The organism is Micromonospora sp. WMMD736 (assembly GCF_049179015.1).
Taxonomy (GTDB): Bacteria; Actinomycetota; Actinomycetes; order Mycobacteriales; family Micromonosporaceae; genus Micromonospora.
Genome location: NZ_JBMHMI010000001.1, coordinates 2,543,791 through 2,558,631, shown reverse-complemented (window position 1 = coordinate 2,558,631; position 14,841 = coordinate 2,543,791). Strand labels below are relative to the sequence as shown.

14 protein-coding genes are annotated in these 14,841 nt (G+C 72.6%); all 14 read left to right on the top strand.

The features are described from left to right. The first annotated feature begins 46 nt into the window (after positions 1 to 46). Positions 47 to 1,609, top strand: a complete 1,563-nt coding sequence (locus tag ACN269_RS10805; protein WP_421472319.1) for a UDP-N-acetylmuramoyl-L-alanyl-D-glutamate--2,6-diaminopimelate ligase — start codon at positions 47 to 49, stop codon at positions 1,607 to 1,609. Further along, positions 1,606 to 3,003, top strand: a complete 1,398-nt coding sequence (locus tag ACN269_RS10800; RefSeq protein WP_421472318.1) for a UDP-N-acetylmuramoyl-tripeptide--D-alanyl-D-alanine ligase — start codon at positions 1,606 to 1,608, stop codon at positions 3,001 to 3,003. Before ACN269_RS10805 ends, ACN269_RS10800 begins: the two co-directional genes overlap by 4 nt. Further along, positions 3,000 to 4,124 carry a phospho-N-acetylmuramoyl-pentapeptide-transferase gene (mraY, locus tag ACN269_RS10795; RefSeq protein WP_421472317.1) on the top strand — a complete coding sequence of 375 codons (1,125 nt, stop codon included), beginning with the start codon at positions 3,000 to 3,002 and terminating at the stop codon, positions 4,122 to 4,124. Before ACN269_RS10800 ends, mraY begins: the two co-directional genes overlap by 4 nt. A 535-nt stretch (positions 4,125 to 4,659) precedes the next feature. Next, entirely contained in the window at positions 4,660 to 6,072 is a 1,413-nt protein-coding gene (locus ACN269_RS10790; protein ID WP_421476273.1) for an FtsW/RodA/SpoVE family cell cycle protein, read from the top strand. Next, positions 6,072 to 7,178: an undecaprenyldiphospho-muramoylpentapeptide beta-N-acetylglucosaminyltransferase gene (gene murG, locus ACN269_RS10785; protein WP_421472316.1), complete on the top strand. Its 1,107-nt coding sequence runs from the start codon at positions 6,072 to 6,074 to the stop codon at positions 7,176 to 7,178. Before ACN269_RS10790 ends, murG begins: the two co-directional genes overlap by 1 nt. Beyond that, a complete protein-coding gene (murC, locus tag ACN269_RS10780) occupies positions 7,175 to 8,737 on the top strand; it encodes a UDP-N-acetylmuramate--L-alanine ligase (protein WP_421472315.1) in 1,563 nt (520 codons plus the stop codon). Before murG ends, murC begins: the two co-directional genes overlap by 4 nt. Beyond that, entirely contained in the window at positions 8,734 to 9,552 is an 819-nt protein-coding gene (locus ACN269_RS10775) for a cell division protein FtsQ/DivIB (RefSeq protein ID WP_421472314.1), read from the top strand. The genes murC and ACN269_RS10775 overlap by 4 nt, the downstream gene beginning before the upstream one ends. 246 nt (positions 9,553 to 9,798) lie before the next feature. Further along, positions 9,799 to 10,914, top strand: coding sequence for a cell division protein FtsZ (ftsZ, locus tag ACN269_RS10770; RefSeq protein ID WP_421472313.1), 1,116 nt, complete (start codon positions 9,799 to 9,801; stop codon positions 10,912 to 10,914). Between the two features lie 9 nt (positions 10,915 to 10,923). Next, a complete protein-coding gene (locus tag ACN269_RS10765; RefSeq protein WP_421472312.1) occupies positions 10,924 to 11,667 on the top strand; it encodes a YggS family pyridoxal phosphate-dependent enzyme in 744 nt (247 codons plus the stop codon). Positions 11,668 to 11,855: 188 nt separating this feature from the next. Further along, positions 11,856 to 12,560: a cell division protein SepF gene (locus ACN269_RS10760; RefSeq protein ID WP_421472311.1), complete on the top strand. Its 705-nt coding sequence runs from the start codon at positions 11,856 to 11,858 to the stop codon at positions 12,558 to 12,560. Positions 12,561 to 12,590: 30 nt separating this feature from the next. Then, on the top strand, positions 12,591 to 12,896 hold the full coding sequence (locus tag ACN269_RS10755) for a YggT family protein (protein ID WP_355049471.1): 306 nt from the start codon (positions 12,591 to 12,593) through the stop codon (positions 12,894 to 12,896). A gap of 44 nt (positions 12,897 to 12,940) precedes the next feature. After that, on the top strand, positions 12,941 to 13,744 hold the full coding sequence (locus ACN269_RS10750) for a DivIVA domain-containing protein (RefSeq protein WP_139586062.1): 804 nt from the start codon (positions 12,941 to 12,943) through the stop codon (positions 13,742 to 13,744). Positions 13,745 to 13,824: 80 nt separating this feature from the next. Then, positions 13,825 to 14,523, top strand: a complete 699-nt coding sequence (locus tag ACN269_RS10745; RefSeq protein ID WP_421472310.1) for a hypothetical protein — start codon at positions 13,825 to 13,827, stop codon at positions 14,521 to 14,523. A gap of 6 nt (positions 14,524 to 14,529) precedes the next feature. After that, the gene (locus ACN269_RS10740) at positions 14,530 to 14,841 is read left to right on the top strand and encodes a DUF167 domain-containing protein (protein WP_421472309.1); all 312 of its coding nucleotides are present in this window, start codon (positions 14,530 to 14,532) and stop codon (positions 14,839 to 14,841) included.

Sequence of the window (14,841 nt, the reverse complement as noted above, 5' to 3'; positions counted from 1 at the left end):
TGGGCGCGACATCATCGGTGAGTGCCGACGAACCACCGGGGCGGCTGTGCGGCCGGAACCGGACGACCGGGTAGGGTCTGACGCCGTGCCCGGCAATCCACGTCCACGTACCGTGACCGGCGTCCGGCTCGGTGATCTCGCCGCCCGGCTCGCCGTCGACCTGCCGGCGGACGCCGCCGACGTGGTCGTCACGGGTGCCACCCACGCGAGCCAGGAGGTCCGCCCCGGCGACCTGTACGCGGCCCTGCCCGGTGCCCGCCGCCACGGCGCGGAGTTCGCCGTCGGCGCGGCCGAGGCCGGCGCGGTGGCCCTGCTGACCGACCCGGCCGGCGCGGAGCTGGCGGCGGCGAGCGGTCTGCCCGCCCTGGTCGTCCCCGACCCGCGTGCGGTGCTCGGCGAACTGGCGTCGGCCGTGTACGGCGACCCGACCGCCGACCTGACCGTCATCGGCATCACCGGCACGGCTGGAAAGACGTCCACGGCGTACCTGGTGGAGTCGGGGCTGCGCGCCGCCGGACACACCACCGGGCTGATCGGCACCGTGGAGACCCGCCTCGGTGATCTCGTGATCGACAGCGTGCGGACCACCCCGGAGGCGACCGACCTGCACGCGATGCTGGCCACCGCCCGCGAGCGTGGGGTCACCGCCGTCGTCATGGAGGTCTCCAGTCACGCGCTGGCCATGGGCCGGGTGGGTGGGGTGCGGTTCGTGGTGGGCGGTTACACGAACTTCGGCTCCGACCACCTGGACTTCCACGCCGACAGCGCCGACTACTTCGCCGCCAAGGCGCAGCTCTTCGACGGCCGGTGCGCGGTCGAGGTGCTCAACCGCGACGATCCGGCGCTCACGCCGCTCTACAAGCCGGCGACGGTCAGCTACTCGGCGGCCGGTGACCCCACCGCGACGTGGTGGGCGGACGGCGTCGACGGCGAGGGGTACGCGCAGCGGTTCACCGCCCACGGCCCGGACGGCGTGGTCGTGTCCGCCGGGGTGGCGCTGCCGGGCCGGCACAACGTGGCCAACGCGCTGTTGGCCATCGCCGCGCTGGTGGGCGCCGGGGTGGACCCGCAAACCGCCGCGGACGGGGTGGCCGCCTGCGGTGGGGTGCCCGGTCGCCTGCAACTCGTCGACGTCGCCGGGCCGGTACGCGGGGTCGTCGACTACGCGCACAAGGCGGACGCGATCGTGGCGGCGCTGGCCGCGCTGCGGGAGCTCAGCGCCGGACGCCTGATCTGCGTGATCGGCGCCGGTGGGGACCGTGACCGGGGCAAGCGGCCGGTGATGGGCGCCGCCGCCGCCGAGGGGGCCGACGTGGTGCTGGTGACCGACGACAACCCGCGCACCGAGGACCCGGCCGAGATCCGTGCCGAGGTCCTCGCCGGGGCGTACCGGGCCGACACCGCCGCCCGGATCATCGAGGTGGCCGGTCGGCGGGACGCGATCGACGAGGCGGTCCGACTGGCCGAGCCGGGCGACGTGATCGCTCTGCTCGGCAAGGGCCACGAGCGAGGCCAGGAGGTGGCGGGCGAGGTGTTCCCGTTCGACGACAGCACCGAGCTGGCCGACGCGCTGCGGGCCCGCTTCGCCGACCGGGCGGGTCAGCAGTGATCGCCCTGACCCTGGCCGAGGTGGCCACGGCCGTCGACGGGCGGCTCGTCGCCGCCGACCCGGACACCACCGTCACCGGTTCGGTCGAGTTCGACTCGCGCAAGGTCGGGCCCGGTTCGCTCTTCGTGGCGTTCCCGGGGGAGAAGGTCGACGGGCACGACTACGCGGCGACCGCCATCGAGGCTGGCGCGGTGGCCGTGCTCGGCAGCCGTGCGGTGCCCGGGGTGCCGATGGTGCTGGTCGAGGACGCGCTGACCGCGATGGGCCGGCTGGCCCGCGCGGCGGTGGCCCGGCTGCCCGAGCTGACCGTGGTCGGGGTGACCGGCTCGTCCGGCAAGACCACCACGAAGGACCTGATCGGCCAGCTCACCGCCCGGCTCGGCGCCACGGTCGCACCGCCCGGCTCGTTCAACAACGAGCTGGGTCACCCGTACACGGCTCTGCTGGCCGGGCCGGACACCCGCTACCTGGTCATGGAGAAGGGCGCGCGGGGTATCGGGCACGTGCGCTACCTGTGCGAGCTGGTGCCGCCGCGGATCTCGGTGGTGCTCAACGTCGGCACGTCGCACATCGGTGAGTTCGGCTCGCAGGAGGCGATCGCCCAGGCCAAGGGCGAACTGGTCGAGGCCCTGCCGGCCGACGGGCTGGCCGTGCTGAACGCCGACGACCCCCGGGTCGACGCCATGTCGAGCCGTACCCAGGCCCGGGTGGTCCGCTACGGCGAGGCGCCGGACGCCGACCTGCGCGCCGAGGACGTCACGCTCGACGAGCGGGGGCACCCGTCGTACACCCTGGTCACGCCGGAGGGGCGCGCGGCCGTACGGCTCGCGCTGACCGGCCGCCACCAGGTCGGTAACACGCTCGCCGCCGCCGCGGTCGCCCGGGAGCTGGGCATGCCGCTGGCCGAGCTGGCCACGGCGCTCGGCGAGCTGGGGCTGAAGTCCACCCGGCGGATGGACGTCTTCGACCGGCCGGACGGAGTGACGGTCATCGACGACTCGTACAACGCCAACCCGGCCTCGATGGCGGTCGCGCTCCGGGCGCTCTCCAGCCTCGGACGTGAGAGGCGTACCGTCGCGGTGCTCGGTTACATGGCCGAGCTGGGCCCGTTCGAGCGCGACGGCCACGCCGAGGTCGGCCGGCTCGCGGCCGAGCTGGGTGTCGACCGGCTGCTCGTGGTGGGCGAGCCGGCCGCGCCGATCCACGAAGGCGCGACAGAGGTAGCGAACTGGGGAGGAGAGTCGGTGCTGCTCACCGATCAGGCGGCGGCCGTCGAGGTGCTGCGGGGCGAGCTACGGCCGGGCGACGTCGTCCTGGTCAAGGGCTCCCGGTACCGGACCTGGGAGGTGGCGGACGCGCTGCGCGCCGACGCCGCCGGGGAGGCCGGTCGATGAGGGCGGTCATCGTCGCCATCGGGGTGGCCTTCCTCGTCTCGCTGTTCTGCACCCCGATCGCGATCAAGGTGTTCACCCGGCTCAAGGCGGGCCAGCCGATCCGGTCCGACGGCCCGGCCATGCACCAGGGCAAGAAGGGCACGCCCACGATGGGCGGTGTGGTCTTCATCCTGGCCACGGTGATCGCGTACGTGGCCGGGCACCTGGCCCTGACCACGCTGCCGGACGCCCAGATCGCGCAGGTGGAGCCGACCATCACGGCGCTGGTGCTGCTGGGGCTGATGGTGTTCTCGGGCGCGGTGGGCTTCCTCGACGACTTCCTCAAGGTGCGCAAGCGCAACAGCGCCGGCCTCAACAAGCGCGGCAAGTTGCTCGGCCAGATCCTGGTCGGCGCGATCTTCGGGGTGATCGCGCTGTGGTTCCCGAGCACGATGACCGACGCGACGGGCAAGGCCACCAACACCCAGACCGTGGGCAGCACCACACTGAGCTTCATCCGGGACATCGACTTCCTGGAGGTCAGCAAGGTCGGCGCGGTGATCATCTTCATCTTCGTGGTGATGGCCGCGACGAACGGCGTCAACCTCACCGACGGCCTGGACGGCCTCGCCACCGGCGCGTCGGTGATGGTGCTCGCCGCGTACGCGCTGATCGCGTTCTGGCAGTACCGGCACTGGTGTGCCGACCCGAGCTACAAGCAGCCGTACTGTTACGAGGTCCGGGACCCGTTGGAGATCGCGCTGATAGCCGGGGCCGCCGCCGGGGCCTGTGTGGGCTTCCTGTGGTGGAACACGTCCCCGGCGCGGATCTTCATGGGTGACACCGGGGCGCTGGGGCTGGGTGGCCTGATCGCCGGTATGGCGATGTCGACCCGCACGATCCTGCTGCTGCCGATCATCGGTGGGCTCTTCGTGATCATCACGATGTCCGTGGTGATCCAGATCATCTCCTTCCGGACCACCGGTAAACGTGTGTTCCGGATGTCACCGTTGCAGCACCACTTCGAGTTGGCCGGTTGGAGCGAGGTCAACATCGTGGTCCGGTTCTGGATCATCGCCGGCATCGGCGTGGCCATCGCCCTGGGCCTGTTCTACAGCGAGTTCCTGGCCAACATGACCTGACCCGCTGGACGCCGGCCCCGGGGTCGGGTCGGCCCCGGCGTGGGCGCTGCTGCTGGGCCCCGCATAGCGCTGCGACTGGGCCCGAGTGCCCGAGTGCCCGGGGGCTCGGTGGCACGGGGTGGCAGAGTGCTCGGCGCGTCCTTTGCTCTGCTTCAACGGAGGCAACAGTCGGGCGACCGAACTGTTGCGCGGGTTGAAGCAGAGCAAAGGACGCGGTAGGGAAGGATGCCTCGCCACCGGCCGGTGGCCCGGCGTGGGTCCGACGGACCGCGTCACCTCCCGACACGCCCGGTGCGGCGTTGTCGGCCTGTCGGGCGTGCCGAGCGGTGATGATGTCCGTGTGGGGGAGGAACGAGACACCGAAGACAGGACAGTCGGTCGGCGGCGACGGTCACCGACCGTGGAAGCGGGACGTGCCGCGGAGGCTGGGAGTCAGTCGGACGAGACGCGTGCCGCGGAACCGGGTGCGGCGGCCCGGCGGGACGTGGCAGCGGAGACGCCGTCGCCGCTGCGCGGGCTGGACGCGGCCGCTGGACTGGCCGCGCTGCGGGGCCTGCTGGACCGGCCGCTGGCCTCCTACTACCTGCTGCTGTCCAGCGCCGGCCTGCTGCTGCTCATCGGGTTGACCATGGTCTTCTCGGCGACCAGCGTGAAGGACTACGCCGAGGACGGCAACGCGTCGGCCTCGTTGACCAAGCAGGCGATCTTCGCGGTGATCGGCATCGGCGCGTTCTGGGCGTGTCAGCGACTGCCCGCCAGCACCTACCGCTCCCTCGGCCGGCCGCTGCTGTTCACCGCGGTGGCACTGCTGCTGGTGCTCAACCTGCTGGTCGCGTACGGCCGGCTCGCCAACCTGAAGTCGGTCACGCTCGGGCCGATCGAGGCGCGGCTGAACTGGCTGTTCGTCGGTGGGATCCAGCTCCAGCCGTCCGAGCTGGCCAAGTTCGCGCTGGTCCTCTGGGGCGCGCACGTGATTGCCCGCAAGGGGGCAGCGCTGGGCTGGTTGCGGGAGCTGGCCACCCCGCTCTTCCCGGTGATGGGCCTGCTCTTCGTACTGGTGGGCTACAACGACACCGGCACGATGCTCTGCCTGCTGGCCCTGGTGGTCGGCCTGCTCTGGGCAGCCGGCGTGCGGATGCGGGTCTTCGGCGCGCTGACCGTGGCCGGTCTGCTCGGCGTCGGCCTGCTCATCGCGGTCGCCTCGCTGGGCGCCGGTTCCGGCGAGCGCGGTTCGGAGAACTACCGGCTGGCGCGGCTGACGTCGTTCATCAACCCGCCCGACCCGCAGGAGTGCAAGCTCGACGGCTGCCTCCAGCTCTACCAGGGCCGGCTGGCCATCGAGCACGGTGGCTGGTTCGGCGTCGGGCTGGGCAAGGGCAGTGTCAAGTGGGACTGGCTGCCCGAGGCCCACAACGACTTCATCTTCGCGATCATCGCCGAGGAGTTGGGCGTGATCGGCTGTGCCGTGCTGCTCGCCCTGTTCGCCGTGCTCGCGTACACCGGTCTGCGGATCGCCCGGCGGGTCGACGACCCGTTCCGGAGGCTCGCCGCCGCCGCCGTCACGACCTGGCTGGTGAGCCAGGCGGTGATCAACATCGGCGGCGTGGTCGGGCTGCTGCCGATCACCGGTCTGCCGCTGCCGTTCATCTCCGACGGCGGAAGTGCCCTGGTCGTGACGTTGGCGGCGATCGGGATGCTGGCGTCCTTCGCCCGCGCCGAACCCGATGCGGCCAGAGCACTGCATGCCCGTCCGCCGGCCCGGTGGGTCCGACTACTCTGGGCCCCGTTGCCGCCGCTTCCCGGCCGGCGTCGCCGACCGGCGACGCCACCGGCGGCCCGAGGGCCAGTGCCCCGGTCGCGGGAGCGGCGGAAGGACGACCAGGCCGCACCGCGCGGCGTCCGGCAGGGCCGGAGCCGTCAGGGTACGGCGAGCGAGAGGAGACGCTGATGGGTCCGCTGCGTTCGGTGGTGCTCGCGGGAGGTGGCACCGGGGGGCACGTCTACCCGCTGCTCGCCTTCGCCGACTGCCTGCGCCGACACGACCCGGGCGTCCGGATCACCTGTCTCGGCACACCCAAGGGCATGGAGAACGACCTGATCCCGCCGCACGGCTACGACCTGCGGCAGATCCCGGCGTACCAGCTGCCCCGGTCGGTCAACATGAACCTGGTCCGTACCCCGGGCCGGATGTGGACCGCGGCCCGCGCGGCGGGCAAGGTGATCGACGAGGTGCGCGCCGACGCGGTGGTCGGCTTCGGCGGGTACGTCTCCGTGCCGGCCTACCTGGCCGCCTGGCGACGCGAGCTGCCGATGGTGATCCACGAGGTGAACGTGCCGCCGGGCGTCGCCAACCGCCTCGGCATGAAGTTCACCAAGAACGTGGCCGTCGGTTTCCCGCACCAGCCGAGTCAGGCCGAGTCGCTGCGGGACGCCACCGTGGTGGGTGTGCCGCTGCGCCGCAGCATCGCCGCGCTGGACCGGTACGCGATGCGCAATGCCGCCCGCGCCCGGTTCGGCCTCCGCCCGGATCTGCCGGTGCTCTTCGTGGCGGGCGGTTCGTCCGGCGCGCGCTCGGTCAACCTGGCGGTCTCCGGGGCGGCGAAGGAGTTGGCCCGCAACGGTGTGCAGGTGCTGCACGTGATGGGCGCCCGCAACGAGCCGGTGCCGATCCCCACCGACCTGCCGGTCCCGTACGTGACGCTGCCGTACCTGTCCGAGATGGAGCTGGGCTACGCGGCAGCCGACCTGATGCTGGCCCGGGGCGGTGCGATGACGGTCGCCGAGGTGGCCGCGATCGGCCTGCCGACGATCTTCGTGCCGTACCCGCACAGCAACCAGGAGCAGCGGCGCAACGCCCTGCCCGTGGTGGAGGCCGGCGGCGGTCTGCTCGTCGACGACGCGGAGCTGACCCCGGACTGGCTGGAGCGGGCGGTCATCCCGCTGATCCGCGACCCGCAACGGCTGTATGCGATGGGCGCCGCCGCGTCCGCGTACGGGCGGCGCGACGGTGACGAGGCGCTGCGCTCGTTCGTCCTCGAGGCGGTGGCCCGATGACCGCGCAGTTCACGCCGGCCGGCACGCTGACCGCCGAGGACCTGGGCGCCGTGCACCTGATCGGCGTGGGCGGGGTGGGCATGCTCGGCGTGGCCCGGCTGCTGCTCACCCGGGGCATCCAGGTCTCCGGTAGCGACCTGCGCGAATGGCCGTCGCTGGCGGGCCTGCGGGCGCTCGGCGGCACCATCTACCTCAGCCACGAGGCGTCCAACCTGGACGGGGTGGACACCGTCGTCTACTCCTCGGCCATCCCGGAGGACCACCTGGAACTGGTCGAGGCCCGTCGCCGTGGCCTGCGGGTGCTGCACCGCTCGGAGGCCCTCGCGGCAGCGATGACCGGCCGCCGGGCGATCGCGGTCGCCGGTACGCACGGCAAGACCACCACCACGTCGATGGTGACGATGGTGCTCCAGCAGGCCGGTGTGGACCCGTCCTTCGTGATCGGTGGGGAGATCTCCGAGGTCGGCTCGGGCGCCCACCACGGCACCGGCGAGCACTTCGTGGTCGAGGCCGACGAGAGCGACCGCTCGTTCCTCATCTACCGCCCGTACGTCTCGATCATCACGAACGTCGAGCCGGACCACCTGAACACCTACGGCGACTACGCGACGCTGGAGGCGGCGTTCGCGGAGTTCGCGCGGCTCACCGACCCGAGCGGGTTCATCATCACCTGTGCCGACGACCCGGGCGGCCGGCGGCTGGCGGCGACCCTGCGCGCCGAGGGACGGCGGGTGTTCACCTACGGCGCGGCCGACGACGCCGACCTGCGGCTGACCGAGATCGCCTCCTCCGCGCGCGGCGTGCGCTACCTGGCCGCGATCGACGGACGATCGCTGGGCGAGTTCCGGCTGCCGGTGCCGGGGCGGCACATGGGGCTCAACAGCGCCGCGGCGGTGCTGACGGCGTACCTGCTCGAACTGCCCCTGGAGGCGGCGGAGGCCGCGCTCGCGGTCTTCCCCGGCGTGCGGCGGCGTTTCGAGCGCAAGGGTGTCGCGGACGGCGTGCTGGTCTACGACGAGTACGCCTACCACCCGACCTCGATCACGCTGGCGTTGCAGACGCTGCGCGAGGTGGCCGGGGACGGGCGGCTGATCGTCGTCTTCCAGCCGTACCGGCTGTACCGCACCCGCGACAACCAGGCGGAGATCGCCGAGGCGCTGGCCATCGCCGACGAGGTGGTGCTGCTGGAGGTCTTCGGGCCGGGCGAGCTGCGCCAGCCGGGCGAGGGCTCGGCGGCGCTGATCGCGGCGGTGGACCTGCCGGCCGACCGCAAGGTGTTCGTCGACTCGTGGGAGGCCGTGCCGGGCGAGGTGGTCCGGCGGGCCCGTACGGGCGACGTCGTGGTCACCATGGGCGCCCCGCCGATCTCGTTGATGGGTGACGAGCTGCTGGCGGCGTTGGGGGCGCGTACCGTCGGCTCCTCGGCGACCGCGGCCGTCGACGAGCTGGCGACGACCCCGGCGATCGGCCAGCCGGTGCCGGGCGGGTCGACCGCCGGTGGCGACGGGGCGGCCCTCGGCGCCGCCGCACCGGACGGCGCGACGCCCACGGCCGGATGAGCCCCGGCCCCGCCCGCGGGCGGACCAGCCCGTCCGACGGCGGCTCGCCACGGCGCGGTCCGGTCCGGCGTTGGCAGTTGGTCCGGGCCGGCAGCGACGCGGTGCCGGCGTCGACCCGCCGGTTCATGGCCCGCGCCCGGCAGCGCCGGATGCGGGCGGCCATGCCGTGGGCGGTGGCTGCCGGGGTGCTGGCGCTCGTCGGGCTGATCGCCTGGACGGTGCTCGGCACCGGACTGTTCGGGGTCCGGTCGGTCACCGTCGAGGGCGCCAAGCTGGTCACGGACGTGCAGGTACGCGACGCGGTGGGGGTCGCCGACGGGGTGCCGCTGGCGCGGGTGGATCTCGCGGCCGCCGCGCGTCGGGTCGGTGAGTTGGCGCCGGTGGAGCGGGCCACGGTGACGCGGGACTGGCCGGGCACGCTGGTGGTGCGGGTGACCGAGCGGACGCCGGTGGCGGTGGTGCCGCAGGCGGACGCGTTCACCGTGATCGACGGCAGCGGTGTGGCGTTCCAGACGGTGGCCCGCCGCCCGGCCGGGCTGCCGCTGGTGCGGGTGGTCCGACCCGCCGCGGCCGATCCGGACACCCGGGCCGCGCTGGAGGTGCTCGGCGCGCTGACCCCGCAGTTGCGTGCGGAGTTGGTGGACGTGAGCGTGGCGGGTCTGGCTCGGATCAGCCTGCGGCTGCGGGGGGAGCGCACGGTGGTCTGGGGGGACGCCACGCGGAGCGCGGACAAGGCCCGGGTGGCCACCGCGCTGCTCGGGGAGGACAGCGAGCGGATCGACGTGAGCGCACCGGACGTGGTGACCTTCCGCTGACGGGTGGCCGGACCATGGACGTGACGAGTCGCGCTCCGGCCGGCGACACGCCGGCCGGGTCCTTGGCTCCTGGCGCGGCGGCGCTTACGTTGCCCCGAAGAGGATCAGTGGTTGACATAACTGTAAGCCTCTAGTAGAGGGTTAGGGTTCACCTCTGATCTTCGCTGGTGGCGCTGTCGTCGGCCGCTGGGCTGGCCACGCCGTACCCGGTCGGCCGAAGCCAATCTCGAAGGGAAAGGACCGGAGATGACACCTCCGCACAACTACCTGGCGGTCATCAAGGTCGTCGGCATCGGGGGCGGCGGCGTCAACGCCGTCAACCGGATGATCGAGGTTGGGCTCAAGGGCGTCGAGTTCATCGCGATCAACACCGATGCTCAGGCGCTGCTGATGAGTGACGCCGACGTCAAGCTCGACGTCGGCCGCGAGCTGACCCGCGGGCTGGGCGCGGGTGCCAACCCGGACGTCGGCAAGAACGCCGCCGAGGACCACCGCGACGAGATCGAGGAGGTGCTCAAGGGCGCCGACATGGTCTTCGTGACCTGCGGCGAGGGTGGCGGCACCGGCACCGGCGGCGCGCCCGTGGTGGCGAACATCGCCCGCAAGCTCGGCGCGCTGACCATCGGCGTGGTGACCCGGCCGTTCTCGTTCGAGGGCAAGCGCCGGCAGGTGCAGGCCGAGTCCGGGATAGACGAACTGCGTAACCAGTGCGACACCCTGATCGTCATCCCGAACGACCGGCTGCTGGCGCTCGGCGACCGCAACATCAGCATGATGGACGCGTTCCGCACCGCCGACCAGGTGCTGCTCTCCGGTGTCCAGGGCATCACCGACCTGATCACGACCCCGGGTCTGATCAACCTGGACTTCGCCGACGTCAAGAGCGTGATGAGCGGTGCGGGCAGCGCGTTGATGGGCATCGGCAGCGCCCGCGGGGAGAACCGCGCGGTCGAGGCGGCCGAGGCGGCCATCTCGAGCCCGCTGCTGGAGCAGAGCATGGACGGCGCGCGCGGCGTGCTGCTCTCCATCGCCGGTGGCTCCGACCTGGGCCTGTTCGAGATCAACGACGCGGCGCAGCTGGTCACCGACGCGGCCCACCCGGACGCCAACATCATTTTCGGCGCGGTCATCGACGACGCACTCGGCGACGAGGTGCGGGTGACCGTGATCGCGGCGGGCTTCGACGGCGGCACGCCGGCCTACAAGGCGGCCGAGTCGCCCCGCAAGACCAACACCAACCAGCCGGCGCCGCAGACCACCCCGGTGCCGCCGCCGGCCACCCTGCCGGCACCGACGCAGTCGCCCCGCCGGGTGCTCTTCGACGACGTCGACGTGCCCGACTTCCTCAAGAACGGCTCCTGAGCGCCGCCGATGACCGACAGCTCAGCCACGGTACGACCGGACCGGCGCGCGGAACTCGCGGCCGGTCTGGCGACGGTACGGGCCCGGATCGCCGAGGCCTGCGACCAGGCGGGCCGGGACCCCGCCGACGTCACCATGATCGCCGTGACCAAGACGTACCCGGCCGGGGACGTGGTGGCGTTGGCCGGCCTCGGGGTGGCCGACGTGGGGGAGAACCGCGATCAGGAGGCCGCCGGCAAGGCGGCCGAGGTGGCCGCCGCCGGTGTCCGTCCACGCTGGCACTTCATCGGGCAGTTGCAGCGCAACAAGGCCCGTTCGGTGGTCCGTTACGCCGACGTCGTGCACTCGGTGGACAGCGTACGGCTGGCCCGGGCCCTGGACGGCGCGGCGGCGCAGCGGGACCGGCCGTTGGACGCCTTGGTGCAGGTGAGCATCGACGGCGACCCGGCGCGGGGCGGCGCTCTGCCGGGGTCGGCCGACCCGGAGTCCGGCCTGGACACGGTCGCCGCGGCGGTCGCCGAGGCGTCCGGGCTGCGGCTGGCCGGCCTCATGGCGGTCGCGCCGCTGGGCTGGCCGCCGGATCGCGCCTTCGCCCGGCTGGCCGAGATCGCCGAGGCGTTCCGATCGGTCCATCCGGGAGCGACAGCGTTGTCGGCGGGGATGAGCGGCGACCTGGAAATCGCGATCCGCTACGGCGCGACACATGTCCGCGTCGGTAGCGCGTTGCTCGGAATGCGTCCCACGCTGCGGTAGCCTGACCGCGAGACAGGCAAATTACATCAGTGTTGTTTCAGGGACGGCCGATCCTGTGGGGGTCGTGACACGCGACGCGAATCGCATGTCAAGGGATTGCCGTCCCGGTCCGATGGGCATGGTTGTCCACTCGCGACGGGCGACATGGCACGGGGGCGAGTGCCGCACGGCGGACGGAAGGGCGCGGGATGGGTGCACTGCGCAAGGCGGGGGTCTGGCTCGGTCTCGTCGAGGAAGACGACGAGCGGGCCTACGACGACGGTGACTACGACAAGGGTGGTTACCGTGACTCGCGCTACCGGCAGAGCCGGTACGCCGAGGAGTTCGCCGACGAGGACGACGACGACACCGAGGAGCCGCCGGCTCCCCGGCCGCGCGCGAGTGAGCGGGGCCGACTCTCCGAGCGGTCGACCGGGCGGCTCGCCGATTCCGACCGTGGCGACACCGAGCGGGCCGAGCGGGCTGAGCGCTCCGAGCGCTCCAGCGTCCGGTCGATCACGCGGTCCCCGGCGAGCGAGACGTCCGGGGCGCTGACGTACCACACCCGCGACAACCTGGCCCTCGCGCCGCAGGCCGTGACGCGCGAGCGCGTGGTCGTGCCCGAGGAGGAGCAGCGCTACCAGATCACCACCCTGCACCCGACCACCTACCGGGAGGCGCGCACCATCGGTGAGCACTTCCGCGACGGTGTACCGGTGATCATCAACCTCACCGAGATGGACGAGGCCGACGCCCGCCGTCTGGTTGACTTCGCGGCCGGTCTGGCGTTCGGGCTGCGCGGTACGATCGAGCGCGTGACCAATCGGGTGTTCCTGCTCTCACCGGCCAATGTCCAGGTCACCGCTGAGGACAAGGCCAAGATCGCTGAGGGCGGTTTTTTCAGCCTGAGTTGACCCCGCCCGACCCGAGGGACGTCGCTGACCGTGTTGTCGATCTTGCTGCAAGTGTTGTACCTGGTCCTTTATGTCTTCCTGCTTCTTCTTCTGTCCCGGTTCGTGTTGAGCGCCGTCCTGCAGTACGGCCGCCGGTGGCAGCCGGGGCGCGGAGCGGCTGCAGGATTGGAATCCGTGTGGAGCGTCACTGATCCCCCTCTCAACGCGTTGAGGCGTGTGATCCCTCCGCTGCGAATTGGTACCGTGAGCATCGACCTGGCCTCCCTTGTGCTCCTGGTTATCCTGTTCGTGCTGATGGAGTTCGTGTTAGGGCCGTCGATCAGGGCATCTGCCTGATGACCGACGCGCTTTCGCGGCCGCAACTGACCCGAGGAGTTTCGATGCCGCTGACCCCGGCCGACGTCCACAACGTCGCCTTCAAAAAGCCGCCGATCGGCAAGCGGGGGTATGACGAGGAGGAGGTCGACGCCTTCCTGGACGAGGTCGAGCGCGAGCTCGCCCGTCTCATCGAGGAGAACAACGAGCTGCGCGCCCAGGTGGAGCGCGGCGGCCGTGGCGGTGCCCCCGCCGGCCCCGGCGGCGACGCCCGACTGGCGGCGGAGCTCAACGACGTCAAGGCCCAGCTCGACCGGGTCCAGCGCGACAAGTCCGCTGCCGAGCAGGCCGCCCGCGCCATGCAGGCCGAGCTGGAGCAGGTCCGCGCGACCGGCGGCCCGGCCGGCGTCACCGGTGACGGTGAGCAGCAGGCGCTGCGGGTGCTGATGATGGCCCAGCGCACCGCCGACGACCACGTGTCCGACGCGCGCCGCGAGGCCGACCAGCTGCTGTCCGAGGCGCGGAGCAAGGCCGAGGAGGTGACCCGCGAGGCTCGCGCGAAGGCCGACGCCCTGGAGCGGGACGCCCGCCAGCGGCACCAGGAGGCCATGGGCGGCCTGGACGCCAAGCGCACGGCCCTGCAGAAGCACATCGAGGAGCTCAAGCAGTTCGAGCGTGAGTACCGCACCCGGCTCAAGGCGTACCTGGAGAGCCAGCTGCGGGACCTCGACGGTCGCGGCCAGGGCCTCGAAGCCGAGATGACCCGCTCCGAGGCAGGCCGGGTCGCCGGCGGCAACGGGCTGGCCGCGGCGGGCCTCGCCGGTTCGTACGGCGGCGGGCGCTCCGGCGCCCTCGAAGCCGGACGCTGAGCACCGGCCGGCGATCGCTCTCCGCAGATGGTGACGGTCGCCGGCCCCGCCTGGACGGTACGACGCGGCAGGGGTGAGCCGTGATAGTCGCGAGTCTCCTGCTCATCCTCGTCGCCGTGGCGTTGCTGGTGTTCGGCCTGGCCGGTGGCTCCAGCACTCTGTTGACCATCTCTATCGCGGCCAGTCTGCTGGCCGCCGTGGCGTTGGTGGTGGGTGCCCGTCAGGCAGCCGCCAACCGCGCCTCGGCGGATCCCGGCCGGGTCGGCTCGCGGGAACGCGGGGCATTCCGCACGGCCAGCCGGGCCGAGCCGGGTGCCGCGTACGGGCCACCGCTGGCCGAGCCGGACGTGCCGGTCCAGCACGTACCTTCGACGGTCGGTGACGGCGGCACCGGGTGGCGGCAACCACCCGAGCCGCCGCCCGACCCCGAGCCGCCGTACGAGTTCGAGGCGGCGGCCGACCGCAGCGGGCGGTCCTCGCCGGTCAGTCCGGCGTCACCCGTCGTGGCCCGCGGCGACGAGGCGTACGAGTCCGACCCCTTGGCCGACGAGCCCGCCGAGCAACCGGTCACTCCCGCCGAGGCGGCCCGTATCGCCCGGCTGCCCGACCCCGTCGAGGTGGTGGACGGACGGCCCCGCTACCACCTGGCCGCGTGCCCGCACCTGATCGGCCGGGCCCCCGAGACGCTTCCCGTCGCCGAGGCCGTCGAGCTCGGCTTCACGCCGTGCGCGGCGTGCGCGCCGGCCACCGCCCTGCTCATCGACGCCCGGCCGATCTGAAGAGCGGTGCCGGTGCCCCCACAGGACGCGCTCACCGTGGCGGTACGGGTGAAGCCGGGCGCTTCCCGCGACGCTGTCGGCGGTCGCTTCGACGGCCCACACGGCCCCGCCCTGGTGATCGCCGTGCACGCTCCGGCGGTGGACGGTCGGGCGACCGAGGCGGCCCGCCGCGCCCTCGCCGCCGCGTTGGGCATCCGGCCGGCGACGGTGTCGTTGCGGACCGGCGCGGCCAGCCGGGACAAGCTCTTCCTCGTCGACCGGCCCACCCCCGAGGTGCCCGACGTGCTGCGCCGTCTGCGCGACGGAGCCGCGGGGTGA